This is a genomic window from Agrobacterium sp. SORGH_AS 787, assembly GCF_030819035.1.
Taxonomy (GTDB): Bacteria; Pseudomonadota; Alphaproteobacteria; order Rhizobiales; family Rhizobiaceae; genus Agrobacterium; species Agrobacterium larrymoorei_B.
On record NZ_JAUTBG010000002.1, the window covers coordinates 1,483,576 to 1,509,623 of the forward strand.

The window sequence follows — 26,048 nt, forward strand, 5'->3', positions numbered from 1 at the left end:
AAAAATCCTTCCGAATCCGGGCGAACGCTGTAAGCGCGTCTCATCGATGGGTTCACTGAACCAAGAAGACACTTTGACGTTTGACCAGCACCTCTACCTACCTAGAATGAGAAGAGACGTATCGGTGGTGGACTGGTTCTGTGCGTCGTACAGCGCTGTAAAGCGCTTCACCAATCCATCTACATAAGTGGTGTCATTCAGCTTGGTGACGTCCATAAATTTCTTCACGACAGCAACCTGCTTGTCGACATCCATATTGCCAATAGCGGCAGGCAGGCTGAACGTGGTCTTGAAGAATTCGAACAGAGCCTTGTCGGCGAGGATCGTGTAGGCACTCGTAATATCTGGCGCTTTCCGCTTGAAGTAAAGCGCCAGGCGCACGGCAGCGTTTTGGTCGCCCTGTTGTTCTTCGAGCGTCTGTCGTACATATTGTGTCGTCGTGTCCAAAATGGCACCGCGTTGCTGAATGCCCTTCTTCGCCGTTGGGTCTAGCTTGCCTTGGGTGTTGAAGTTGAATGACGCCACGATTTGGGCGAACTTGCTATCGCTCTGGAGATTCACAAAGCTTTTCGGATCGGAAAGATCCGATTTGAACATTCTACGAAGGTCGGACGCATTGACGCTCTTAGGATCTATGCCATTCGCTTCAAAGATGAAGCTGGTCAGTCGCGTATCGGCGATCAACTGATCGGAGGATGTGATCTCCATCATCTTCGTCTTGTAGTAGTCAATTTCTTTATCGGCCGCCTTCGTTGCGGTCGTCAGCGCTGCGCCCGTCAAAGACCTTAGTTTCGTAGTTTTATATTCGGTCGTCAGCTGCTGGACCATGCTCTGCGACTGCGCGGTCAGCGGAGATTCGGTAGTGCCATCGGAGGAAAAATTGAAAGCTTTTGCAAGTTGGACGAAGCGATCGTCTTTTAATGTGTTGACATAACTTTTCTTGTTATCAGTGTCGCTTGTCAGGATCCTCTTTAACTTCGTCGTCGAAACCTCGTCAGGGTCGATCCCATAAGCACGCAGAGCCACGTTCCAGATTTCCGTGACCTGATCATTGTTTGCGTCATCGTCCTTTTTGTTGGAAACAAAAAAGTCGTCGAGTTTCGTTACTTTCGCGATACGCGACTCATAATTCGCGGCGGCTTTGTCGATCGAAGCACTACGCTCTTTGACGAATACATCACTATACTGTGTCGCAAGCTTCGAAACCTGGTCAGTGGTTTGCGGCGTTTTTCCTGGCGTGACGGAGCCATCGTTTTCGAAGTTAAAGAACGAAAGGAGCTTGGTGTTGCCATAGACTGTCGCAAAGGATTCGCTCGACATAAGGCTAGCAACGCTGCTGGCCTGAATGGATGTGGGAAGGCTAAATGCGGTCTTGACATAGCTGAGAAGGCGGCTGTCCTTTACCAGATCCTGTGCACTCGTAACCTGAGAGATATGTTTTTCCCAATATCGCTGGTTGGCACTCAACAGCGTGTTCGATTGGAAGGTCGACATCTTCGCAACATAGTCGAGCTTCAGGTCTTCAGTCTGATCCGCTGTCTGAACCTGACCATTGATCGTGCCGTCCGCATTGAAGTTGAAGGCCCGTGTAAGCTGCTTCCATGCTGTGTTACTCGCTTTGTTGGCCACACTGTTCGGATCGTTCAGGTCGCTTGTCAAAACCTGCTTAAGATAGTCTCTTGAGGTAAACGTTGGATCTAGGCCGGCGGCATTCAGCATGTAGGTACGGAGCTTGGCGTTGTTGACCAGGTCGTCAACATTCGTAACCGAGCCAATTTGACTGGAAAAGTAGGCTGACTCCTGTTTGATCCTGCTCTCTTCTGCCGGAAACGACGCTTGATAAGCTTCAGCGAGCTTGTCGGCCTGCGCCGTGTTCTGGGCAACTTTAGTATCCCCAGCGAAGTTGAACGCCTGTGCGAACTGCAAATATCGCTTGTCTGCAAGCGTATTGGCAAAACTCGTCTGGTCGTTGAGATCGCTTTCAAGGACTTTGCGCATGAAGCCTTTGCCGAAGGTCATCTCTTCAAGGCCGTAAGCCTTCATCGCGTAGGAATAGAGCCGATAATTGTCCAGAAACTCGTCGACCGTTTTAACGTTGTCGATGTTGGCTTCGTAATAGTCTGTTTCGCGTTTCACAACGGACTGCTCGCTGACTTTTGACAACGAAGTCTTGAGGTCACGATTAACGTTTAAATAGCTTGCATAGCTGGACAGAGCGGAAACCATAACGAGCCTTGCTTCTTGGAAGACCGTCTCATGGTCGACTTGCACGCTTTCATGGCGCCTATACCGAAATGCACCATACCACAAAACAGAAGCGGCCCAAAGCTAAAAAATGTAACTGTGTCATGGCCATGAGGTCCAAGCTACAACTGGACGGAGGCCACAAACAAAGAGCTCTTTCCGAGCCCAGAACTCCATTCTCGCACAAGCTTGACCCATTAAGCCTCGGTCGTTGATCTGCGTCCAACGGGTCGGCAAGGCCTTTTCATGATGGAAAGGTTCTGGACGTCCTGCCGGTTCTCATGATGAGATGGAGTTAGAATGGCTACCCCGCCCAGCGTAATGCCACTTCCGAAAGTCGCCCCCCGAGGGCGCGACATTGGGTTTGCTGCGGGCATCGTTGCCATTTTGTGCATCCTGTTCCTGCCGATCCCGCCCTTCATCATCGACATGGGTTTGGCTTTCTCTATTGCCTTCTCCGTTTTGATCCTGATGGTATCCTTGTGGATCCACCGTCCGCTGGATTTCTCTTCCTTCCCGACGATCCTGCTGATCTCGACCATGATTCGCCTCGCGCTCAACATTGCGACGACGCGTGTGATTCTTTCCCATGGTCACCAGGGGCACGACGCAGCCGGCGGCGTGATTGCCGGTTTCTCGAGCCTCGTCATGTCCGGCGACTTCGTCATCGGTCTGATCGTCTTCCTCATCCTCATCGTGGTGAACTTCATCGTCATCACCAAGGGTGCCACGCGTATCGCGGAAGTCGGCGCCCGCTTCACCTTGGATGCCATTCCAGGCAAGCAGATGTCGATCGATGCGGATCTATCCGCCGGTATCATCAACGAGAAGGAAGCGCAGCTTCGCCGTCGGGAACTGGAAGAAGAAAGCTCCTTCTACGGTGCGATGGACGGTGCGTCGAAATTCGTGCGTGGCGACGCCGTCGCCGGCCTGCTCATCACAATGATCAATATTTGCGGCGGCATCATCATCGGTGTCTTCCGTCACGGCATGCCGGTCAGCGAAGCTGCCGACGTTTTCGTCAAGCTCTCCGTCGGTGACGGTATCGTTTCGCAGGTGCCGGCGCTGATCGTTTCGCTCGCAGCCGGCCTTATCGTCACACGCGGCGGCACGCTTGGCTCGACAGACACGGCCGTCATCAACCAGCTGAGCGGTTATCCGAAGGCGCTTTCCGTCGCTGCCGGCTTGATGTTCATTCTTGCGCTCGTTCCGGGCCTTCCCTTCCTTCCCTTCATGTTCCTCAGTGGCCTGCTCGCACTCGGTGCCTGGTTCATTCCCCGCCAGTTGCAGCGTGAACAGGATGTCGCGCGTGCGGAAGAAGACCAGAAGGCCGCCGACGCCACGCAGGCGGAAAGCGAGACGGTCAAGAGCGTTCTGCGCACCACCGAAATCGAGCTGGCACTTGGCAAGCAGGTCTCGCCACGCCTTCTCGGCGCGCACCAGGAACTGGGCTTCCGTGTGGGCAAGATGCGCAAGAAGTTTGCCGCGCAATACGGCTTCGTTGTGCCGGAAATCAAGGTCACCGACGATATCGCCATCCCCGACAAATCCTACCAGATCCGTATCCACGGCACGACGGTCGCGGCCAATACGCTGCGCGTCGGCGAAGTGCTGGTCATCACCGGCAAGGGCAGGCGCCCTTCGGTTCCGGGGGACGATGTCAGAGAACCCGCTTTCGGTATGCCGGCAGTCTCGGTGCTGGAGCATTTCGTCGACGATCTGCGGCGCGAAGGCTTCCATCCGATCGACAACATCTCCGCGCTTCTGACGCATGTCAGCGAAGTCATCCGCAACAACCTGCCGATGCTTCTCTCTTACAAGGACGTCAAGGTCTTGATCGACCGGCTCGATCCGGAATACAAGAAGCTCGCCGACGAGATTTGCTCGTCGCACATGTCCTATTCCGGCCTTCAGGCGATCTTGAAGCTTCTGCTGGCGGAACGTGTTTCCATCCGCAACCTGCACCTCATTCTCGAAGCGGTGGCGGAACTCGCGCCACATCTGCGCAAGACCGAGCAGATCGTCGAGCATGTTCGTATTCGCATGGCGCAGCAGATTTGCGGCGACCTTTCCGACAACGGTGTTCTGCGCGTTCTGCGTCTCGGCACCAAGTGGGACGTCATCTTCCAGCAGGCGTTGAAACGCGATCCAAAGGGCGATGTCATCGAATTCGATATCGATCCGCGCCAGGTAGAAGAGTTCTCCAACGAAGCGACCCAAGTAATCCGTGAATACATGGATGTCGGTCTGCCATTCGTGCTTGTCACGCTGCCTGAAACACGCGCATATGTAAGAATGATTACGGAACGACTCTTCAGCACATTGCCTGTGCTGTCCCATGTCGAACTGGCAAAGGGTACGGAAATCAAGATCCTCGGCTCCATTTCATGATAACTGACCCGCAGGGAACCATCATGGCGCTGTTCCTGGCCTTTTGCCGGATCGGTTCCTGCCTTATGGCGATGCCGGGCTTTTCCTCTGCCAGGCTTCCGGTCCAGATCAGGCTCTTCCTTGCGCTAACGCTTTCCGTCGCTTTACTGCCGCTTCTTTGGGATGTCATTTATCCCGTCACGCAGGGCAACACGGTGACGTTCTTCCGTGCGATGCTTTACGAGACTTTTATCGGCACGATGTTCGGCTTGATCGCCCATCTCTATCTGCTGGGGATGCAGTTTGCCGCAACCGTTATGGGCACGGCCATTTCCTTTACCGGCCCGCCCGCGCAGGATGTGCTGGAAGATACCTCCGAAAGCCAGCTTGCGGCCATGCTGACATTCGGCGTGTTGCTCGTGCTGTTCATTCTGGATTTTCACCACGTCATCTTCAAAGCGCTGGTGGAATCCTATTCGTCGATCCCGCTCGGCGGACCGATCTCTGCCCAGCGCATGCTGATTACGCTCACCGATACGCTCGTGGCCTCGATGAATGTTGCGATCCGGGTGGCAAGCCCCTTTATCCTCTTCGGCTTCCTGTTCAACGTGGCGATCGGCCTGATCAACAAACTCGCACCGCAAATTCCGGTTTACTTCATCTCTACCCCCTATGCTCTGGCCGGCGGTCTGTTGCTGCTGTATTTCGGTATTGCCGCGGTGGTGAACCAGTTCGTCGATGGCTTCTTCCTCGTTTTCTCGAACATGTGAGTGAGATGGCGGATCTTTCCAAATCCAAAAAACTCGACAGGCTGGTGAAGGTGCAGGGGCACCTGAAGAAAATGGTCGAGAACGAACTCGCCATCACCACGCGTGAGCGCGCCGAGCTTGCCGAGAAGATCGAAACACTGTCCGGCTATCTGACCTCCTATGATCCGCTGCATCAGGACATGCTGAAGCATTATGTGATGCGACACAGCCGGTTGATGGCCCGCGATGTCCGTCTTGAATCCATTCAGGAAGCGCAGGAAACGCAACTTCTGAAGGAAACCAAGAAGGGCGAGAAGCTGGAAGACAAGCGCGACAGCGCCCGCGAGGACGAGGCGAGGGCGCGGGACGACAACAGCATCTATGAGCTGGTCGATCTGCAGATCAGCATGAAGGCCTCCAGCCTCCAGCAAGGTTAAGCGCCTATCGTCATCCGATCAAAACGGAAAGGATGACGACGTGGCGATTTCTCCTCCAAGCGATCTTGTGCTTGATGTGGTCAATGCGGCCGACCCGATGCAGGTCTCCGCTGCCCGTGAAAAGCTGCGGGCGGTGAGCGCGACGCGGGAAGCTTCGGTGCTGACTGCCAGCAATGCCGGCTTTGCCTCTGCGATCAACAGCATCGAGACGCCGGAGAGCCGCGCGGGGCTGGGAAACATCCACAGGCAGGAGCATCACGAGAAGATTCCTGAAACCTACCGCAAGTTCGAGGCGAGCGTTCTCAACACATTCATCCAGAACATGATGCCATCCGACACCGAAGAGGTTTACGGCAAGGGCTCGGCAGGCGAGTTCTGGAAAAGCATGATGTCCGAGCAGATGGCCGACCAGATGTCCAAGAAGGGCGGGATCGGCATAGCCGAGCAAGTCTACTCGCAGGCGCTGCAGCGCCAGCGCAATGCCGCTCCTGTCTCTGCCGTCAATGAAGACGAAAAGAAGATCGCCATGAGCATGGTCACCGACTTCCAGCGACGCATCTTCTCCGACACCGAAACCAAAAAAACCAATAGCTGAGTAAGGCGGAGCGCTGAAGCACCATGGAAATTGTCAATAATGATTACAGAGTTCAGGCTGTGCTTGGTCGTCTCGAAGCGGTCATCGACAACGAGAACGCCCGGATCGGCAAAGAGCCTGATTTCGATTTCAAGCTGTCGAACGCCCATAAGAGCCGCTGCCTCTACGAATTGACCATGCTGATCCGCGACGTCGAAAGCCCGAAGATCGCCGAGGCACATCGTCAGCAGATCCTCGACATCAAGGAAAAGCTCGCTGTGAATACCCGCCGGGTCGAAGCGAGCCTCAAGGCCGTCAAGGCGGTGGTCGATCTGTTGAAAGACGCACAGAAGAATGCCGAAGACGATGGCACCTATTCGCTGCAACAGTTCGCTCGTGAGGCGCAATGATAAAGCTGATTGCCACGGGGGTCCTGGTGCTGGTCATGACCCTTGGCGGGGTCTTTGCCGCTGTGAAATTCGGCCAGCCCCCCGCGGATGATCACAAGGTCGATGCGCCGCCGCCGCCGCAATATGTGCAGGGCGATCTCATGACGCTGCCTGTCCTCAGCAACGGCGCCGTCTCCGGCTACTTCCTGATACGCTCGACGCTTCTGGTCGACTCCGTCATCATGAAGGATATCAAGGCACCGATGACGGCCTATATGACGGACGAGCTTTTCGGCCTGCTGGTTGGCGACAAGATCCTCGACGTCAAGGAGGGCGGCAAGTTCGATGTGGCGGGCTTCAAGACCAAGATCAAAGACGGCATCAATGCCCGCATGGAAAAGCCGCTTGTCCGCGACGTGATGATCCAGCAGCTGGATTACATCACCAAGGAAATCCTGGACGCTAGGGACTCTACCCGCAAGCCGCAGAAGATCGTGATCAACACCGATCCCGAGCCGCCGAAGGCGGCCGCTAGTCCATCGCATTAGCACGGTCGCGTCGCTGACCTACAGCATCGGCCCGAAACCCGACACGGTTTTCGGAAAGCGCGATGCCTAGTGTTAAGGGAGATGAAGCGTCCTTTTGCATTCAAGAGGACGCAATATGCTCCGGTTCGGCAAGCCGACGCAAAGCGCGGCTGTCAGGCGAAGTAGCTCTGTACCCTTTGGTCGGTTTTGGGTCCGGAATGTGTGAGGTGCTCCACAGGCGCGCTATGGTCATCGACGCTGCTGACAACGCTTAATGGGCCGCCGGTTACCGTTTCAGCTCTCCATGCATCGTACAAAATAAACAGATCGCACCGATTGAAATAGTGGAATGTTTTTGTGTTGTAACTACATTTATCTTCCGAAAGCGCGAAAACATCGATGGCATATTTGCTGCAGCGCAATACTTTCAATGAAATATTATATAATGTTTTAACTATTATATTCTAAAAATTTAAAGGAGACATATACTGAAGGATGTAGTTGATTATGATCTCCCGTCTGTCTATTCGTGCCACGTTAAGTGCGTTGATTTTTTCGATAGGCCTCGTCGCAACCGTCTTTGCGATTATTTCTTTCTGGCAGGCAAGTTCCGCTTCAATTGAGTCTAACACTGCTCGGCTTTACGCTGCTGTTGACCGCAATCTTCTCGTCCTGCAGATGGGTCTACTGTCGGAAAAAGCCGATAGTCCCAACGTGCTGCGAATGAGCGGCGACGCCTTGGCCAAGGCGCGCGCCAGCATGGCTGAGAATCGGCAGACGGTCGACAAAGGGTATCAGGCAGCCGACGCTCTGATGGCCGATGCCAGCGATCCTTCCGTGCTGAAAGCCTATGGGGACGTAAAGTCTGCCATGACCGATTTTCTGCAGGCTCGTTCCGCGATCGATACCGCGCTTTCAAGCGCCAAGCCGCAGGAAAGCTCCGCGGGTGAAGCCATTGGCCGTGCGGGGAACGTCTTGATGGAGCGTGCCATCAATCTCGCACAAATGCTGGAAACCGCCATGGCGGAGAGCGAGCCGGTTCTTGGTGATCTCGGTGCCATCAAGCGTATCGCCTGGCAGGTTCGCAATGTCGGCGGCTCGGTCTGGGAAGTCGCCCATGGTCCCTATACCGGTGGTCCAGTACTGACCCCCGCGCTCATCAAGAAGCTTGATACGATCGAAGGAAGCACCCGCTCCTATTGGGAGTTGCTGCAGTCCATGTCAAAGTCCAGCACAATTCCGGCCCCAGTGAAGGCAGCCGTCGATCAGGCGCGCTCTGAATATTTCGAAGGCAGCTTCGGCACGCTTCGCCAAAGCATCGTCGCCGATGTTCAGGCCGGCAAGATGCCGCAGATGGAATTCTCGGTATGGCTGCCAAAGCTGATCGTTGCGATCAATACGATCACCAATGTGGCAATCGTGTCCATGGACCAAGCGAATATCATTGCCGAAAACGCCCAATACGGCGCATTTAGAACCGCGGCTATTTCGGGTGTGGTTGGGCTCGCGGTCCTGGCGCTTTGGGGTCTTGGCTACCTGGTTATGAAGGGCAGACTCTTCAATCCGCTTGAGCTGATGACGGATGCTGTGAGACGCCTCGCCAAAAATGATGTGGCGGTTGAGATTCCCGCCTTTACCCGCCGCGATGAAATGGCCGAGTTGGCGGGCGCCGTCGCTGTGTTCAAGCAAAATGCGATCGCCCGGATGGAACTGGAGGAGAAAGCCCGTCAGTTCCAGCAGGAGCTGGACAGGAAGCTACGTGAAACGCAAGCGGCCTTCGAAGCCGCTGGAGCAAGCCAGAAGGCCTTCCTCGGCACGCTTGCCACTGGTCTGGAGCGCTTGGCGCTTGGTGATCTTTCCACAAGGATCGACAAGAATTCCGATCCTGCATTCTTGACCATCCAGGAGAACTTCAATGGTGCGATCGGGCGCCTTGAAGCTGCGCTCTCGGCGGTGCTGGAAAGCGCCAATGCCGTGACGGATGGCGTCCAGGAAATCAGCCAATCGACCGACAGCCTGGCACGCCGCACGGAACAGCAGGCCGCTGCACTGGAGCAGACGGCCGCGGCCCTCGAAGAGATTACCGCCAATGTCGGCAGCTCCGCGGGACGATCCTCCGAGGCCCGCACGGTTGCAGTGAACGCGGTCTCCAATGCCACCAAGTCCGGCTCGGTCGTTGCTGAAGCTGTGGCCGCCATGCGCCGCATCGAGGAAGCCTCGGCAAAGGTCCGCAACATTATCACCGTCATCGACGAGATTGCGTTCCAGACCAACCTTCTTGCCTTGAATGCAGGCGTTGAGGCGGCTCGCGCCGGTGAAGCCGGCAAGGGTTTTGCGGTTGTGGCGCAGGAGGTGCGTGAACTCGCGCAACGATCTGCCTCGGCCTCGAAGGAGATCCGCGACCTGATCCAGCGTTCCAATCAGGAAATCGGCGAAGGCGTCAAACTGGTTGCCGAGACCGGCGAGGCCCTGCACACGATCGAACACGATATCGCAACGATCAATGACCATATGGAAGCGATCGCCGTTTCGTCGAGCGAACAGGCCGCCGGCATTTCTCAGGTCAACACGGCCGTCAACCAGATGGACCATGCGACACAGCAGAATGCGGCGATGGTGGAAGAAAGCAACGCTGCTGCAAGCCTTCTGGCTCAAGAAGCCAACAAGTTGCGGCAAGCCATGCGTGGTTTCAGAATTGGCGAGGGTTCGTCGACCTATGGCATGCGCAACGCGACACGAGCTGCCTGACCTTATGTCTAGGTGAACCGGTCCGATAGCTTGTTGAACGCCGTGCATCCTTTCGGACGCGCGGCGTTTTCACGTCTTGCAGAAACGCATTGTGCTTTATGAAAATCGATCCCGCCGCTGAAACACTCTGGGCGCTTGAGCTTCAGTAAAAAGATCGCACCAGCGATCCGACCAGCAGATTCCAGCCATCGATCAGCACGAAGAACAAGATCTTGAACGGAAGTGAGATCGAAGTCGGGGGCAGCATCATCATGCCCATGGCCATGGTGATCGTTGCCACCACCATGTCGATGACGAGGAAGGGCAGGATGACGAGAAAGCCGATTTCGAAGCCGCGGCGGATTTCAGACAGCATGAAGGCTGGAACGAGGATGCGATATTGCGGCTGCGTGCCGTTCATCGTTTCCTGGCCACGTTCGCTCGCCAGATCGACGAAGAGGGCCAGATCCTTTGGACGCGTATTGGCAAGCATGAAGGTCCGGAAGGGTTCTGCCGCCCTCTCGATCGCCTGTGCTTCGGTGATCTGGTTCTGCATCATCGGCTGGATGCCATCGTTCCACGAACGCTCGAAGGTTGGCGCCATCACGTAGAATGTCATGAACATCGCCATGCTCGTCAGGATCATGTTGGATGGCGTCGTGCCAAGCCCCATGCCGGAACGCAGGATGGAAAAGGCGATGATGAAGCGGGGAAAGCTCGTGACCATGATCAGGATGCCGGGCGCGATCGAAAGGATCGTCAGCAATCCGAAGGTACGAATGATCCACGCCGCAGCGGAGCCGTCGACAGGCAGATTTAACAAATCGGCCGGTGACTGCTGCGCAAAAGCAATCCCCGGGATCAGGGCGAAAGCAATCAGGCAGATAAGGGTGCGAATCATTCTATCACGAAGGTTTTGAATAAAACCTTGGATACGCGCCCTTTCGTCCTGAGGTCAACGATCTCTCTCAGGTCATCCCTAAGATATTGAAAGCCGCGTGGGCCCTGAATTTGCTGGAGAGGCACGGTTCTGACGTAAGCCATGATCTCCTGATGGAGTTCCTGAACCACGGCCGGGTCCGAAGGACCATTGAATTGCAGTGCAAGTTCAAGCCTGATCCAATTCTCGGCAGGATAACCGAGATTGGTGATGATCGGGTCCAGCGACACCAGGCTTGGGCCGGCCGGCGCACCATGGCCATCCTTGGCAGGTTCGCCATGAGCCTCTGCCTTGGGGGCTTCGCCGTGCTCCCCCGCTGCCGCAACTTCCGCTGGAGCCTCGTGCGCGGGGGCCGCCGCTGGCGTGGATGCAGCGGGTGGAGCGGGCACGAAAAGCATCTTGCCGACAAACCAGCCGCCGCCGAGACCCAGAAGACACAGCACCGCAATCACTCCGATGGCCGGAATAGGCGAGCTCTTCTTCGGTGCAGGTCCTTCAAGTGCCAACTGGTCGGTCATAGGTGTGTTGCCTGTTTCAAAGTTAGGGCCTGGCCGGACGTGAAAACCTTATCCGCCATGTCGAGCGTCTCCACCGACGCTCGGTCAGGACTGTATTTCGCGCTTCAGTTCCTGCCTTGCCAAAGTCAGATCGGCGAGAAGAGGTCGACGACCTGCTGCCCTACCGGTGGCTGCTGCACTTCCATGATGCGTCCGCGACCACCATAGGAAATGCGCGCTTCCGCGATCTTTTCGTAGGATACGGTATTTTCCGAATTCACGTCCTGTGGCCTGACGATGCCCGCGACATTGAGAATGCGGATTTCGTGGTTGACGCGCACTTCCTGCGAACCGCTGATCAGCAGGTTGCCGTTTTCCAGAATGCCGGTGACGACCGCTGCGACGAGGAGGGTCAGCTTTTCCGCGCGGTTGATGGACCCCTTGCCATTGGCTTCGCTGTCATTGTCGAAGCTGAGAGAAGAGTCCGCCTTCGGCTTCCAGCCAAGGATCTCCGCGTCGGCCTTCCAGCCGGTCTTGCGGTTGTTCTTGCGGCTGCGGTCGGTCTGGTTGTCGAACGACGCCTTGTCGTTGATCTGGATGTTGACTGTCAGAATGTCGCCGATATTGAGCGCGCGGGAATCCTTAAACAGCGCCGCCTTGCTGTCGCTCCAAAGCGAATAGCCGCTTGCCGCGTGAAGCGGCTGCTTGGGATAGGACGCCAGTTGCGGTGCCTGGTTGAACTGCAAGCCGCTGCCGATCGGACTCATTGCCGGGGCGTTGCCGATTTCTTTCAGTGTCTGGTTTTCCGTAACGCTCTGGCATCCTGTCAGGATGCTCGCGGCTGAAAGGGCGAGAATGAGCGCTTTGTTCATGAGGGATCTCTTGATGTGGTCTTATCGGTCGCGCTGGCCATGATCGAAGCGACGGTCGCCGCCTTTTTCGCGTTCATTTCGCTGAGGATCAGCCCGGACTGGCGCGGTGGTAGTTTCATGATGATGGCCGCAGCCATTCCCGGATCGAGTTCCTGAAGCTGGGGAGCAGCGGCATCCGCCTTCATCGTCTTGTATACTTCGACGAGGTTGCTCTCCGCCTGCTTCAGAAAATCGTTACGGCGTTTCAGCCAGTCTTCATACTCGGCCTTGCGGGCTTCGAGGATGGCGACGCGCTCGTTAATGTCTTCCTGAAGCTTCTCGAGATCCTGCTTCTGCATCAGATAGCGCTGGTCGCGCGCCTGATCGACGATGTTGGTGCAGTATTGCTGGATTTCCTGGCCGCTGGTCTCGCCGGTGGTGACGCGCACCTGCTCCTGCGCGCGTGCCGAAGGAAGCGAACCAGCGACAACGAAGAGGGCGAGAAGAACGCGTTGAGGCGTGAAGATCTTGGAAACGGCGATTGTCATTGTAGTACCAATTCTGCCTGGAGCGCACCTGCGGACTTGATGCCTTGAAGGATGGCGATGATGCCGTCCGGTTTGACGCCGATATTGTTGAGACCCGCCACCAGTGACCGGAGGCTCGGACCTTCGAGAATGGCGACCGGGCCGCCGGTCTTTTCAGCCTGGATATCCGTCTGTTGCTGCACGGCGGTTTGTCCGCGCGAGAAGGGGGCGGGCTGTACGACCTGCGGCATTTCGGTGACCTGGACCGTCAGCGTGCCGTAGCTCACCGCAACCCTCGAGACACGCACATCTGCACCGATGATGATCGTGCCTGTCCGTTCGTTGATGACGACCTTCGCCGGTGTATCGGTCTCCACCGAAAGGTTCTCGATGCTCGCCATAAGGCGGGTAAGATCGGCGGTGCGTGGCTTCTGGATGTAGACGACCTGGGAATCGCGCGCCTCGGCAATCGGCTCGTTGTAGGAGGTGCGGGCAAAGCCGTTGATCGTATCTGCAATGCGAATGGCGGTCGAAAAGTCCGGGTTTCTCAATTGCAGCACGAGGCTGACGGAATCCTTGAACTGCGAGGGCAGTTCCCGCTCGATGATCGCGCCGCCCGGCACGCGACCGGCTGTCGTCACGCCCTGTGTCACCTGTGCCGCCTGGCCCTCTGCATTGAAGCCGGAGACGATGACGGAGCCTTGAGCGACAGCGTAGATCTGGCCGTCGGCGCCGGACATGGAGGTCATGATCAGCGTGCCGCCGCGCAATGACGAGGCGTCGCCAAGCGAGCTGATATTGACGTCCAGCCTGCTTCCCGGGCTTGCGAAAGGCGGCAGGTTGGCGGTCACCATGACGGCCGCGACATTCTTGGAAGAGGTCTGGTTGCCCTGCATCGAGATGCCGAGATTTTGCAGCATCGCGCGCATCGACTGTTCGGTAAAGGGCGAGGAACGCATATTATCGCCGGACCCCTGGAGGCCGACGACAAGACCATAGCCGATCAACTGGTTTTCACGTCCGGACTGAAGTGACGCAATATCTTTCACGCGCGCCATCGTCTGGGCAAAGCCTTCCGGGGCCGCTGCGAGAAAAGCGATTGCCGCAAGTGCCGCGGCGAAAAAACGCGGACGAAAACTCATTTTTGGAAGACCTCCACGGTCCCGTCGAGCTTCGCCGTTCCGGTCACCGTCACCCCGGTGTCCTTGTTGCGCACGCGAATGATATCGCCGGCCATGCCGTCTTCGATGGCAATGCCGGAGGCCGAAAGGTTCATGCCGTTGTTGTTGTAGGTGATGCGCACTGCGGCACCGCGTTCCACCGCGTAAGGATCGCGCAGATCGCCGAGCGGAATGGTCCGTCCGGCAACCAAGGTCTTTTTGGAAACCTTGCCCACCACTTCCTCCATCGATTGCGAGTAGCCGGGAGCGATGTTGGGGTTTGTGACGGGAACTTCCGTCACACGGCCCTGGGTAATGATTTCGCCCGAAAGAATCGTGACCGTGGGGACGACAGCAAACTTCTGCTGCGACATGGCACCGTGCGGAGAAAACACCGCAGACGCGAGTGCCAGCGCAAACGTGACCTTGCGACCTTGAACAGGCATGATTTTCGGGCGGAACTTCATGTTACCCTACCTTCCACTTATTTCAGGTTCTGACTGACGATCTGAGCCATCTGGTCGGCGGTGGTGATGACCTTGGAGTTCATCTCATACGCACGCTGGGCGGAAATCATGTCGGTGATTTCCTTGACCGAATCGACGTTGGAGCCTTCCAGATAGCTCTGCTTTACGTAGCCGAAGCCGGTCGATTGGGGCGTTCCATCGACGGCTGCACCCGAAGCATCCGTCTGAGCAAAGAGGTTATCGCCCAATGGACGCAGACCGGCTTCGTTGGCGAAGTTGCTCATCGTCAGCTGACCGACTTCGGTCATCTGGTTCGACTGGCCGATACGCACCGACACGATGCCGTCGTCGGTGATCTTGGTTTCGGTCGAATCCGTCGGGATGGTAATCGCCGGCAGCACCGGATAACCATCGGTCGTCACCAGGCGGCCTGTCGAGTCCATGTTGAATGCGCCTGCACGGGTATAGAGCGGAGTGCCGTCCGGACCCTGCACGCGGAACCAGCCCTTGCCGACGATGGCAAGATCGAGCGCGTTGCCGGTCTGGGAAACAGGTCCCTGGATGTGCAGCTTGCGCACTGCAGAGGTCTGTACGCCGAGGCCGATGTTCGCGCCTTCCGGCACCATGGCCTGGTTGGCACGGTTCATCACGCCCTGTGCGCGCTCGGTCTGGTAGAGCAAGTCGGTAAATTCGGCGCGGCCGCGCTTGAAGCCGGTGGTGTTGATGTTCGCGATGTTGTTCGCGATGACCTCAAGGTTCGTCTGCTGGGCATCCATGCCCGTTGCTGCGATGGCTAGAGCTCTCATTTCTTAGTTCCTCACGGGTCAAATCTGCATTTTAACGACATCGAGATAGGCCGAAACGAGCCGGTCTCTGAGCGCGACAGCGGTTCTTAGGGTCTGGTCGGCCTGCATGACGGCATCGACGACTTCTCGGGTATTGGCCTTGCCCTGCATACCGGCAAAGGACATCGCTTCGCTGTTCTTGAGCGAGTCGACCGCGTCCTGCGCAACCCCGCCAAGAACGCTGGCGAATGTCGGGCCAACGGTCGCGGTTGCGGCCGTGGTGACGGCGGCGCCCGCAAGTGAGGTCAGGCCGCTGGCAATGCCCTTGATGCTGTCCGTCGCGGAGTTGTTGGTCAGCGATTTGACGTGGCTGATAGATTCGATCATCACTGAGCCTTCAAGAGGTCGATAGTTGAGGAAATCAGATCACGCGTTTGCTTGATGACCTGGAGATTGGCTTCGTAGCTGCGGTTGGCTTCACGAAGGTCGGCCATCTCGATCAGCATGTTGACGTTCGGCAGCTTCACCATGCCTTTTTCATCAGCCGCCGGGCTGTCCGGATCGTATTCCTCGATGAAGTTGGAGCGGTCGTAACCAAGCTTCTTGACCTCGACGAGGTTGGTGCCTGATGCGCGATCCAGCTCATTGGCAAAGGTAATCGTCTTGCGTCGATAGGGATCGGCCCCCGGCCCATCACCCGTGGTACGGGAGTTGGCGATGTTTTCCGAAACGATGCGCAGACGCGTTGCCTGCGCTTCCATTCCGCTGCCTGCGATCTTCAGCGAGGTTGATAGTGAGTCCATCTTACTTGCCCACCGCGGTCATCATCATGGAGTGGAAGGTGCGGACGAGCTGGGTGTTCAGTTCGAACTGCCGCTTGATTTCGCCGGTCTTTGCCATTTCCGTGGAAAGAGAAACGGTGTTGCCGGATATCTGCACACCGATTTCATTGTTCAACGGGGCATCCCTGAGGCCGATCTTGCCAGCACCCGTGACTGCCATTTCCATATGCCCCGGGTTCGTACGCGCCATCTGCATGCCGGCCGTCTTCAGTTCGGTTTCGAACGGAACGACTTCCTTGGCGCGATATTGCGGCGTGCTCGCATTGGCGATGTTCGTGGCGACAACTTCCTGACGGATTGAGAGCCACTCGGCCTGCCGGGAGGCCAGAGCAAACAGCTGAATAGGCTGCATGACAATTCTCCGTGTTTAATCTGACCTCGGTCTAGACCCACAATCTTGCGCGGGACTTACCCGCGGGTCGGACGCTGGTATTGCGGGCGCCACACCATAAATCGCCCAGGCATTAACCATTTGTTTGCCATGGCCCTTTAGATTTCGTTGATATTTCCGCCAGACGGACGGTTCTTACATCCCTGCGGGTTTGCAATGGCTCTTCACACAGAAAGACATGTCGGTTCGGTTACGCAGCAGCCTGCGACAGGCAAGTGGCGGCGTTTCGGCGTTTCGGCTGCCTTCGTTCTGACCTTTGCGGGCGTTGGCGCCCTCTTGCCTTCCGCCTTCATTCCTGCGCCGTCTACAGGGTACGTCTCGCACGCTGTCGTCAGAGTCTCGGCATCTAGCGTGAACCCCGTCGATACTGGCCGGGTGGCTGCTTCCATGCAGCAAAGCCTACTGTCCCCGGTATCCCTGACGCTTGCCATTTCCGAGCTCAAGCTCAAGGCTGGCGATGTGACAGGCATTGCGGGGGAGGGACGCCTTGCCATGCTGGCGAACCTGCTTCTGGGCGACGTGCAGCCAACAACCCCCGTTAACGCCATCGAGGACGCGCTTCGTCAGTCCGTCAAGATTACCTCGGCATCGAAGACGGACATCGACGTCGGTGTGACCGCAGCAACGCCGAAGGCCGCTGAGCGGATCGTCGATTATCTTGCTCACCAGGTTGTCAAGGGCATTGGCGGCGATCACGCCGAACCCGCCTTGCAGACGGTCGAAAAAGCCCGCACCGCGCTCGACGCGGCAGAAGGTGCATTGACCGGATTTCAGATGCGCCACGGCAACGATATCGTCTCGCGCATCCAGGGCCTGCAACAGTCGCTTCACGAGGCGGACGCCAGGATTGCGGCTTTGAGTGAGAAGGAACACGACCTCGCCCAGGCTGTCACCAAAGTCTCGGCGATGAAGACGGACGACGTGCTGACGAAAGCATTGCCGCCGCTTCCCGTTTTCGAAGCCCTCGCACCTGTCAGAGACAACTACACCACCGCGAAGCTCGCGCTCGACGACGTCAATGTCGATCACGGGCCGAAACACCCGCGCACCATTGCAGCCCAGGGGGCTGTCGATGCTGCAAGATCAGCTGCCATGCCGGCTCTGCGTCGTGCTTTGGACGGCGCGAAGGCAGAGTTGAAGGACGTTGCCGCCACGCTTGACGCTGAGACCCGCGAGAAGGCCGCCGTTGAAGAGCAATTGCGCGCCATGGGTGACGCACCGGAAGAGCTTGCCAAGCTGGAAAAGGCTCTTGAGACGGCGCGTCGCGATTATCTGGCGGCCAGCGAAAAGGCCGGTCCTTTCGCAGCACCCACCGTGACGGCGGCGATCGTCAAATCCGCGTCACCCGCAGTCCTTCAGGAAGAGGGTATTCTTCCGCAGATGATGCTCAGCTTGATGGCAGCCGGAGGCGCGCTGGTTGGCGTGCTGCTCGCCCTCTTCCTCATGAGCTTCCGCCGCACGGAGACGGAAGACCGGGTCGGCCCCGCGATTCAGATGGCAATAGAGGCGGAGACTGCCCATGAGGCCGCTCCTGCAAAGGCTGAAGCGCATGACGATCGGTTCGACATCGCGCCGGATATTTTCCACGATCTGGTTGAGGACGATGTTGAGCCCGTTTACGCCAGCGCGCACGACGATGTGACCGAGGACGATACGTGGGAATACGACCTCCACGACGAGCCTGCCAACGATATCCCGCTCGATGAGCGTGTCCGCCAGGTCTTGCTCGCCAACCGCGTCCGCTATGCGGAACCGGCGCAGGAGCAGGATGGCTTCCGTCTGCCGCCTTTGCTGGCCGCCGCACTGGAGGGCAAGGCAGATCATGCGCAGGCCGAAACGGACGAGATACGAGCGCTTCGCCAGGAACTTGCCCTGCTCAAGCAAAGATTGAACGGCTTTGTCGAAGACGACATACGGCGTCGCGGCTGATCCACTGATTTTCCCTTGCAATCTGTAGCCTCCCGCAGCATTAGGGGTCTCACCCCTCAAGGCTGGTTTGCGGGTTCTCAGGAGGCATGCATATGGTGGTTGTGATCGACGGCAAGGCCAAGGCGGCATCCGTGACGGATGCTGTGCGGGACGCGGCGGAGCGTCTTGAAAAGGAGACCGGCAAGAAACCGGGTCTCGCTGTCGTCATCGTCGGCGATGATCCTGCAAGCCATGCCTATGTGAACTCCAAAAGCAAGATGGCAAAGCAATGCGGTTTCAACTCGGTCCAGCACACGCTGCCGGAAGAAACGACACAGCAGGAACTCGCGGCGCTGGTCGCCAAGTTGAATGCCGACGCATCGATCCACGGCATTCTCGTCCAGCTCCCGCTGCCGAAGCATCTCGATTCCGATCCGATCATCCAGTCGATCCTTCCTGAGAAGGATGTCGATGGTCTGAGCGTTTTGAATGCCGGAAAGCTCGCTGTCGGCGATCTGAAGACAGGGCTTCTTTCCTGCACCCCGGCGGGCGCCATGCTTCTGGTTCGCAGCATCCACGGGCAAGATCTTTCGGGCCTGAACGCGGTGGTGATCGGTCGTTCCAACCTGTTCGGCAAGCCGATGGGTCAATTGCTCCTCAACGCCAACGCAACGGTGACGATGGCGCATTCGCGCACCAAGGATCTGGCTTCCGTCTGCAAGTCTGCCGACATTCTGGTTGCCGCGGTCGGCCGGGCGCAAATGGTGAAGGCCGATTGGGTGAAGCCCGGAGCGACTGTCATCGATGTGGGTATCAACCGCATTCCCGCACCCGAGAAGGGCGAGGGCAAGTCGAAGCTCGTCGGCGATGTGGCATTTGAAGAAGCAAGCACCGTTGCCGCCGCCATTACGCCAGTCCCAGGCGGCGTTGGTCCGATGACGATTGCGATGCTGATGGCCAACACAGTGATCGCCGCACATCGTGCATTGGGCAAAGAAGCGCCAACCTTCTGAGCGAACTATCGAGGTGCAGCGCCGGTCGAGGCGCGCACAACCAGTTCCGCCTTCCAAAGCTCGTGGAAAGGCTCGTTTCGCCCCGTCTTGATCTGGGCGATCAGCCGTTCGGCGACACGCATGCCTGCGGCTCTGAGCGAAGACCGTGTGGTGGTCAGCGGCACGGAAAAATTGACCGGCTTCAGGAGAGGCAGGACGTCGTCATGGGCGATGAGGGAAATATCCCGCCCGGGACGCAGGCCCCGCTGGTTGAGCGAGCGGATGGCACCGAGCGCCAGTGCCGTGGAGGCACAGAGAACGGCGGTGGGCTGTTGCGGCTGGTCTAGAAGGCGTTCCATCATCAAGAAGCCGGCCTCGTCCGTCATCACGCTGTGGCTGACCTTGTCAGGATCAAGCGAATGGCCGTGAACCGCCAATGCGGCTTCGACCCCGCGATAGCGCCGGAACGTAAAGTCATAACCCTCCGGCCCATTGATCAGCGCGATGTCCTTATGACCAAGTTGGAGCAGCAGTGATGCCGCATCATGGAAGGCGCCCTCGTTGTCGACGTCGAGATAAGGGTAATCCGGCTCTATCCCCCAGGACCTGCCATGCACCATGAAGGGGATCGACAGGCTTTTCATCATCGCGATCCGCCGGTCATTCTTTTTCATATAGGCGAGATAGATTCCGTCGACAGTGCCATTGGCCGCAAGGTCCTTCAGCGCTTCATCCTCATCGCGCGGATCGGTCGGCATGATGACGAGGTGAAATCCGTTTTTGGCCGAGACTTCCCCAAGCCCGTTGAGGAACTCCCCGAAGTGAACGTCGGATTGATGTTCTGCACCCGTGGGCATGACAAGGCCGATGGAGCCAACCTTGCCGGTCGCCAGTCGTTGCGCTGCTGCGTTGGGTCGATATCCGTTTTGCCGCGCCGCCTCGATGATCTTCCGGCGTGTCTCGGCATTGACTTCGGGATAGCCATTCAGGGCGCGGCTGATCGTCGTTTGGGAGATGCCAAGCAACTGCGATAATTGTTTCAGATTCATGCCCAGCCTCCCTCTGCTGCTCAAGCCCGCGGACTTTGGAAAGAGACAGCTCCTCCACCGTCTCCAAACCGCTTTGAAAGCTATCAAGTGTTTGGGCGCTATACAATTCAAAAAACTCTGCTGCAGCGCAAATACAGTCTCCCGCACAGCAAAACAGGACTAAATTTGGGATGATCATCAACCCTCTTGACTCTGACCAATTCTCAATGAGATGAATACGCAGCCAAAGCGCTTTGAAAAGATACGCCGAAGCCGATTAATGTGATGGGAGGTAGATCACATGAGAAAGATATTTTTGACGACAGTTGCCATCGCCACGCTTCTGTCGGGAGCATCCTTTGCCGCCGAACTCAAATTCAAGCCGGGTGAAGACAGCAAATTCAACTGGAAGAGCTACGAAGACTTCAAGGCTGCAAATGCCAGCCTGAAGGGCGAGACGCTGACGATCTTCGGGCCATGGCGTGGCGAGGATGAAGCGCTGTTCCAGTCCGTCCTGGCCTATTTTGCCGATGCAACCGGCGTCAATGTCCGTTACTCGTCGTCTGAAAATTACGAGCAGCAGATCGTCATCGATACGCAGGCAGGGTCTCCGCCCAACATTGCGATCCTGCCGCAGCCTGGCCTTCTGGCTGACTTGGCCGCCAAGGGGCTTCTTGCTCCGCTCGGCGACGAGACGGCAAACTGGGTGAAGGAAAATTACGGCGCAGGCCAGTCCTGGGTCGATCTTGGCATGTACAAGAACAAGGACGGCAACAAGGCCTATTTCGCCTTCCCGTTCAAGGCCGACGTCAAGTCGCTGGTCTGGTACGTTCCTGAGAACTTCGAGGAAGCCGGTTACAAGGTGCCGGAAACCATGGAAGATCTGGTCAAGCTCAGCGATCAGATCGTTGCCGATGGCGGTACCCCATGGTGCATCGGTCTCGGCTCCGGTGGCGCGACCGGCTGGCCGGCAACGGACTGGGTTGAAGACTTCATGCTGCGCACGCAGCCGCTCGATGTCTACCAGAAGTGGACGACGAATGAGGTGAAGTTCAACGATCCGCGTGTCGTGGCCGCCATCGAGGAATTCGGCAAGTTCGCCAAGAACGACAAATATGTCTCGGGCGGTGTGGCCGCTGTCGCCTCCACCGACTTCCGTGACAGCCCGAAGGGCCTCTTCGACATTCCACCGAAGTGCTATCTGCACCGTCAGGCTTCCTTCATCCCATCCTTCTTCCCTGAGGGAACGAAGGTCGGAACGGATGTCGACTTCTTCTACATGCCAACTTTCGCCTCCAAGGCCGATCTCGGCAAGCCTGTTCTGGGTGCTGGAACGCTGTTCACCATCACCAAGGATTCCAAGGCGGCTCGCGCCCTCGTGGAGTTCCTGAAGACGCCGATCGCCCATGAAGTCTGGATGGCGCAGTCTGGCTTCCTCACGCCGTTCAAGGGCGTCAACAAGGATGCCTATGCCAATGATCAGGTGAAGCGTCAGGGCGAAATTCTGACGACGGCCACCACCTTTGGCTTCGACGGCTCCGACCTCATGCCCGGCAAGATCGGTGCTGGCGCGTTCTGGACCGGTATGGTCGATTTCGTCGGTGGCAAGTCTGCCGAACAGGTCGCCAACGATATCCAGAAGGCCTGGGACGGCCTGAAGTAAGCCTCAGATTCAGCCCGGTAGTCATCGCTGCCGGGCTGTTATGACGAAAACGGCACGGACACACGGGCTGAATACAAGTAAGATCGGGGAGGGAATGATGATTACGCAGATCGTATCCGCGCTGGGCGTCGTTATCGTCGGAGTCTTTGCCTGCGCAGCCTATTACTGGCTGTCGGACAAAGCATTGCAGTTTATCTTTCCGGTGAAAGACGGCGACGTCATTCACGCCTCGCGCAACCTCAATAGACGCGCTGCCATTCGTCCCTGGCTCTTTGTCGGTCCGGCCTTGCTGCTGCTTGCCGTCTATCTCGTCTACCCGGTCGTTGCGACGTTTATCCTATCCTTTTACGATCGGACGGGTACCAATTACGTCGGCTCTGCCAATTATGTCTGGGCCTTTTACGACGCCGGTTTCCGCCAGTCGATCTTCAACAACATTCTCTGGCTCGCTGTCGTACCGGCCGCATGCACCTTTTTGGGTCTCGTCATCGCCGTCATGACCGACCGCATCTGGTGGGGCAACGTCGCCAAATCCATCGTCTTCATGCCGATGGCGATCTCCTTCGTCGGCGCGTCCGTGATCTGGAAGTTCATCTACGAATATCGCGGCGAGGGCCAGACGCAGATCGGCCTCCTCAACGCGCTGGTGGAATTCTTCGGCGGGAATCCGCAGGTGTGGATTTCCATGCCTTTCTGGAACAACTTCTTCCTGATGGTCATCCTGATCTGGATCCAGACCGGCTTTGCCATGGTCATTCTGTCAGCGGCGCTTCGCGGCATCCCGGAGGAAACCATTGAGGCGGCCGTGATCGATGGCGCCAATGGCTGGCAGATTTTCTGGAAGATCATGGTGCCGCAGATCTGGGGAACGATCGCGGTCGTCTGGACCACCATCACCATTCTCGTCCTCAAGGTCTTCGACATCGTCCTGACCATGACCAACGGTCAGTGGAACACCATGGTTCTTGCCAATCTCATGTTCGACTGGATGTTCCGTGGCGGTGGCGACAGTGGGAGAAGCGCGGTTATCGCGCTCGTCATCATGGCAGCCGTCACGCCGATCATGATCTGGAACATTCGCCAGGCGAACCGCGAGATGGAGGGCCGCTGATATGACCATCACAACGCGTCTGCGCCGTATCGGCCTCCCACGTCTTATCGTTCACGCCAGCGTTCTTTTCATCGCCCTGCTGTGGCTTTTGCCGACGCTCGGCATTCTCGTCAGCTCGCTGCGGGACAAGGACCAGATCGTCGTTTCCGGCTGGTGGACGGCCTTCTCCAGCTCCAACCAGACTCAGGCCCTTCGCCTTGGCGATCCATCGACACAGACCCAGCAGGGCGATCGCTTCGTTATTGCCGGAAACGTCTTCGGCGAAGGCAAGAGCGGCCATGTCTCGGCCTTCGGCGTGCGCGTTCAGGAACCGGCAGCCTTCAAGTCCGGTACGTCTGCCGATCTCGGTGATGGCGAAACGCTTCAGCTCAACGAGGACGGCAGCTATCAATACAGCAAGAATGCCAGCTTCGAAGGATCGCGCGCAAAACGCGTCTATGTCGTGGTTTCTACCCCGCCGATCTTCACGCTCGACAACTATCGCACCGTCCTCCTCTCCGAAGGCATCGGGCAGTCCTTCGTCAATTCGCTGACGGTTGCCATTCCCGCAACCATCATCCCGATCCTGATTGCCGCTTTCGCAGCCTACGCGCTCTCATGGATGCGCTTCAGAGGTCGATCCTTGATGATTGCACTGGTCGTCGGACTGATCGTCGTGCCGTTGCAGATGTCGCTCATTCCTTTGCTGCAGCTCTATAACTCCATCGGCAACATCTTCGGCATACCGTCCAAGACCTATGCCGGCATCTGGCTCGCACATACCGCCTTCGGTCTGCCGCTCGCCATCTATCTGCTGCGCAACTATATCTCCGGTCTGCCGAAGGAAATCATCGAGAGTGCCCGCGTCGATGGCGCCAGCGATTTCGAAATCTTCGTCAAGATCGTGCTGCCACTTTCCTTCCCGGCGCTTGCCTCCTTTGCCATCTTCCAGTTTCTCTGGACGTGGAACGACCTTCTCGTCGCCATGGTCTTCCTCGGCACGCAGAAGGATGAGCTGGTGCTGACCGGCGCGCTGAACGCGCTGCTCGGTTCGCGCGGCGGCAACTGGGAAATCCTCACCGCGTCGGCTTTTGTGACCATCATCGTGCCGCTCTGCGTCTTCTTTGCGCTCCAACGTTACCTTGTCCGCGGCCTCCTGGCTGGCTCCGTCAAGGGAGGCTGATCGAACCCATGAATGCTTTCAATCAACAGGACACGACCATGACCGTTTCTTCCGCCCTGACTCCCGACAAGGATTGGTGGCGCGGCGCTGTGATCTACCAGATCTATCCGCGCTCCTATCAGGACTCCAACGGCGATGGCATTGGCGATCTGAAGGGCATCACCTCCAGGCTGGAGCACATCGCCAACCTCGGCGCGGATGCGATCTGGATTTCGCCCTTCTTCACCTCGCCCATGAGGGACTTCGGCTACGACGTCTCCAACTATGTCGATGTCGATCCCATGTTCGGCACGCTTGCGGATTTCGATGGCCTGATCACCGAGGCCCATCGTCTCGGCATCCGTGTGATGATCGATCTCGTCCTTTCGCACACCTCCGACCAGCATCCCTGGTTCGTCGAAAGCCGCTCCAGCCGCAGCAATCCGCGCGCCGACTGGTATGTGTGGAGCGACAGCAAGCCGGATGGCACGCCGCCCAACAACTGGCTGTCGATCTTCGGCGGTTCCGGCTGGCAGTGGGACCCCACCCGCATGCAATACTACATGCACAACTTCCTGACGTCGCAGCCGGACCTCAACCTGCATAATCCGGACGTTCAGGAAGAATTGCTGAACATCACCCGTTTCTGGCTGAAGCGCGGCGTCGATGGCTTCCGTCTCGATACGATCAATTTCTACTTCCACGACAAGGAACTGCGCGACAACCCGGCACTTGCGCCAGAACGCCGCAATGCTTCGACCGCACCTGCCGTGAACCCGTACAATTTCCAGGAACATATCTACGACAAGAACCGCCCGGAAAACCTGGAATTCCTCAAGCGCTTCCGCGCCGTTCTGGACGAGTTTCCGGATATCGCAGCCGTTGGTGAAGTTGGCGACAGCCAGCGTGGCCTGGAGATCGTCGGTGAATATACGTCCGGCGATGACAAGATGCAGATGTGCTACGCCTTCGAATTCCTGGCGCCGGATGCACTGACCCCCGCCCGCGTCGCAGAAGTTCAGGCAGCCTTTGCCAAGGCCGCACCAGAAGGCTGGGCCTGCTGGGCCTTCTCCAACCACGACGTGGTGCGCCATGTCAGCCGGTGGGGTGAGGCGGTTGAAGACAAGGATGCTTTGGCCAAGGTGCTGTCGGCTCTGCTCATGACGCAGCGCGGCTCAGTTTGCATCTATGAGGGCGAAGAGCTTGGCTTGACGGAAGCCGACATCGCCTTTGAAGATTTGCAGGACCCCTATGGCATTCAGTTCTGGCCGGAATTCAAAGGACGCGACGGCTGCCGCACGCCGATGGTCTGGGATGCCGGTCACGCACAGGCGGGCTTCTCCACCTCGGATAAGACATGGCTTCCCATTCCGACGGAACACAAGATGCGAGCAGTCAGCGCCCAACAGGGCAACGAGGGCTCCGTTCTTGAGCATTACCGTCGCTTCCTGGCGTTCCGCAGGCAGCACCCGGCTTTCGCCAAGGGCAAGATCGAGTTCCAGGACGCGGATGCGACTGTCTCGAGCTACACCCGAACGCTGGGCAACGAGACAGTGCTCTGCCTCTTCAACCTCTCCGCGGTCTCGGCAACGGCAAGACTGCCGGAGGGCGATTGGGAGGTGCTGGAAGGTCACGGCTTTTCGGCTGAACTAAATGGCACAACCGTAGAACTTCCGGCATGGGGCGCGTTTTTCGCCCGCCACGCGTAACACGATAGGGAGGAGCACC

The 26,048-nt window shown here is 57.6% G+C and carries 25 protein-coding genes; 13 read left to right on the forward strand and 12 right to left on the reverse strand.

What is annotated here, in order from left to right:
- Positions 1-93 precede the first annotated feature (93 nt).
- Entirely contained in the window at positions 94-2,226 is a 2,133-nt protein-coding gene (locus tag QE435_RS16375; protein ID WP_349042017.1) for a DUF1217 domain-containing protein, read from the reverse strand.
- Between the two features lie 318 nt (positions 2,227-2,544).
- Between QE435_RS16375 and flhA the strand changes: the two genes are divergently transcribed.
- From flhA to QE435_RS16410, 7 genes are all read left to right on the forward strand, one after another.
- Positions 2,545-4,635 carry a flagellar biosynthesis protein FlhA gene (gene flhA / locus QE435_RS16380; RefSeq protein ID WP_306931082.1) on the forward strand — a complete coding sequence of 697 codons (2,091 nt, stop codon included), beginning with the start codon at positions 2,545-2,547 and terminating at the stop codon, positions 4,633-4,635.
- A complete protein-coding gene (fliR, locus tag QE435_RS16385; protein WP_306931084.1) occupies positions 4,632-5,384 on the forward strand; it encodes a flagellar biosynthetic protein FliR in 753 nt (250 codons plus the stop codon). Before flhA ends, fliR begins: the two co-directional genes overlap by 4 nt.
- Positions 5,385-5,389: 5 nt before the next feature.
- Entirely contained in the window at positions 5,390-5,800 is a 411-nt protein-coding gene (locus tag QE435_RS16390; protein WP_306931085.1) for a hypothetical protein, read from the forward strand.
- Positions 5,801-5,840: 40 nt separating this feature from the next.
- Positions 5,841-6,395: a rod-binding protein gene (locus QE435_RS16395; protein ID WP_349042018.1), complete on the forward strand. Its 555-nt coding sequence runs from the start codon at positions 5,841-5,843 to the stop codon at positions 6,393-6,395.
- A gap of 23 nt (positions 6,396-6,418) precedes the next feature.
- Positions 6,419-6,784: a hypothetical protein gene (locus tag QE435_RS16400; protein WP_306931090.1), complete on the forward strand. Its 366-nt coding sequence runs from the start codon at positions 6,419-6,421 to the stop codon at positions 6,782-6,784.
- Positions 6,781-7,311 (forward strand): hypothetical protein, encoded by a 531-nt coding sequence (locus tag QE435_RS16405; protein WP_349042019.1) that lies wholly within the window; start codon positions 6,781-6,783, stop codon positions 7,309-7,311. The genes QE435_RS16400 and QE435_RS16405 overlap by 4 nt, the downstream gene beginning before the upstream one ends.
- A 738-nt stretch (positions 7,312-8,049) precedes the next feature.
- Positions 8,050-10,038, forward strand: coding sequence for a methyl-accepting chemotaxis protein (locus QE435_RS16410; protein WP_349042020.1), 1,989 nt, complete (start codon positions 8,050-8,052; stop codon positions 10,036-10,038).
- Between the two features lie 142 nt (positions 10,039-10,180).
- Here QE435_RS16410 and fliP read toward each other — a convergent pair whose 3' ends face one another.
- From fliP to flgB, 10 genes are all read right to left on the reverse strand, one after another.
- Complete coding sequence (gene fliP, locus QE435_RS16415) at positions 10,181-10,918, reverse strand: flagellar type III secretion system pore protein FliP (protein ID WP_062426055.1); 738 nt, start codon at positions 10,916-10,918, stop codon at positions 10,181-10,183.
- A complete protein-coding gene (locus QE435_RS16420) occupies positions 10,915-11,475 on the reverse strand; it encodes a flagellar basal body-associated FliL family protein (RefSeq protein WP_349042021.1) in 561 nt (186 codons plus the stop codon). The genes fliP and QE435_RS16420 overlap by 4 nt, the downstream gene beginning before the upstream one ends.
- A 125-nt stretch (positions 11,476-11,600) precedes the next feature.
- The gene (flgH, locus tag QE435_RS16425) at positions 11,601-12,326 is read right to left on the reverse strand and encodes a flagellar basal body L-ring protein FlgH (protein WP_111848274.1); all 726 of its coding nucleotides are present in this window, start codon (positions 12,324-12,326) and stop codon (positions 11,601-11,603) included.
- Complete coding sequence (locus QE435_RS16430; protein ID WP_306931101.1) at positions 12,323-12,853, reverse strand: MotE family protein; 531 nt, start codon at positions 12,851-12,853, stop codon at positions 12,323-12,325. The genes flgH and QE435_RS16430 overlap by 4 nt, the downstream gene beginning before the upstream one ends.
- On the reverse strand, positions 12,850-13,974 hold the full coding sequence (locus tag QE435_RS16435) for a flagellar basal body P-ring protein FlgI (RefSeq protein WP_306931103.1): 1,125 nt from the start codon (positions 13,972-13,974) through the stop codon (positions 12,850-12,852). Before QE435_RS16435 ends, QE435_RS16430 begins: the two co-directional genes overlap by 4 nt.
- The gene (flgA, locus tag QE435_RS16440) at positions 13,971-14,459 is read right to left on the reverse strand and encodes a flagellar basal body P-ring formation chaperone FlgA (protein WP_306931105.1); all 489 of its coding nucleotides are present in this window, start codon (positions 14,457-14,459) and stop codon (positions 13,971-13,973) included. Before flgA ends, QE435_RS16435 begins: the two co-directional genes overlap by 4 nt.
- Before the next feature lie 17 nt (positions 14,460-14,476).
- A complete protein-coding gene (flgG, locus tag QE435_RS16445; protein WP_349042022.1) occupies positions 14,477-15,265 on the reverse strand; it encodes a flagellar basal-body rod protein FlgG in 789 nt (262 codons plus the stop codon).
- 18 nt (positions 15,266-15,283) lie between these two features.
- Positions 15,284-15,631 carry a flagellar hook-basal body complex protein FliE gene (locus QE435_RS16450; RefSeq protein WP_306931109.1) on the reverse strand — a complete coding sequence of 116 codons (348 nt, stop codon included), beginning with the start codon at positions 15,629-15,631 and terminating at the stop codon, positions 15,284-15,286.
- On the reverse strand, positions 15,631-16,047 hold the full coding sequence (gene flgC, locus QE435_RS16455) for a flagellar basal body rod protein FlgC (RefSeq protein WP_306931111.1): 417 nt from the start codon (positions 16,045-16,047) through the stop codon (positions 15,631-15,633). The genes QE435_RS16450 and flgC overlap by 1 nt, the downstream gene beginning before the upstream one ends.
- Position 16,048: 1 nt before the next feature.
- Entirely contained in the window at positions 16,049-16,438 is a 390-nt protein-coding gene (flgB, locus tag QE435_RS16460; RefSeq protein ID WP_306931113.1) for a flagellar basal body rod protein FlgB, read from the reverse strand.
- 195 nt (positions 16,439-16,633) lie between these two features.
- On the opposite strand from flgB, the gene QE435_RS16465 reads away from it, so the two are divergent.
- Together QE435_RS16465 and folD are read left to right on the forward strand one after the other, a co-directional pair.
- On the forward strand, positions 16,634-18,406 hold the full coding sequence (locus QE435_RS16465) for a hypothetical protein (RefSeq protein WP_349042023.1): 1,773 nt from the start codon (positions 16,634-16,636) through the stop codon (positions 18,404-18,406).
- Positions 18,407-18,498: 92 nt separating this feature from the next.
- A complete protein-coding gene (gene folD / locus QE435_RS16470; RefSeq protein WP_349042024.1) occupies positions 18,499-19,398 on the forward strand; it encodes a bifunctional methylenetetrahydrofolate dehydrogenase/methenyltetrahydrofolate cyclohydrolase FolD in 900 nt (299 codons plus the stop codon).
- A 5-nt stretch (positions 19,399-19,403) separates the two neighbouring features.
- On the opposite strand, the gene QE435_RS16475 is transcribed toward folD, so the two are convergent.
- On the reverse strand, positions 19,404-20,432 hold the full coding sequence (locus QE435_RS16475) for a substrate-binding domain-containing protein (RefSeq protein ID WP_306934768.1): 1,029 nt from the start codon (positions 20,430-20,432) through the stop codon (positions 19,404-19,406).
- A 274-nt stretch (positions 20,433-20,706) separates the two neighbouring features.
- Between QE435_RS16475 and QE435_RS16480 the strand changes: the two genes are divergently transcribed.
- The 4 genes from QE435_RS16480 (at position 20,707) to QE435_RS16495 (ending at position 26,029) form a co-directional block, all read left to right on the forward strand.
- Positions 20,707-22,068 carry an ABC transporter substrate-binding protein gene (locus QE435_RS16480; RefSeq protein WP_306931119.1) on the forward strand — a complete coding sequence of 454 codons (1,362 nt, stop codon included), beginning with the start codon at positions 20,707-20,709 and terminating at the stop codon, positions 22,066-22,068.
- Between the two features lie 97 nt (positions 22,069-22,165).
- Positions 22,166-23,179: a sugar ABC transporter permease gene (locus tag QE435_RS16485; protein ID WP_306934769.1), complete on the forward strand. Its 1,014-nt coding sequence runs from the start codon at positions 22,166-22,168 to the stop codon at positions 23,177-23,179.
- 1 nt (position 23,180) lies between these two features.
- Positions 23,181-24,341 (forward strand): carbohydrate ABC transporter permease, encoded by a 1,161-nt coding sequence (locus QE435_RS16490; RefSeq protein WP_306931120.1) that lies wholly within the window; start codon positions 23,181-23,183, stop codon positions 24,339-24,341.
- A gap of 8 nt (positions 24,342-24,349) precedes the next feature.
- Positions 24,350-26,029, forward strand: a complete 1,680-nt coding sequence (locus QE435_RS16495) for an alpha-glucosidase family protein (protein WP_349042025.1) — start codon at positions 24,350-24,352, stop codon at positions 26,027-26,029.
- The last annotated feature ends 19 nt before the right edge of the window (positions 26,030-26,048 follow it).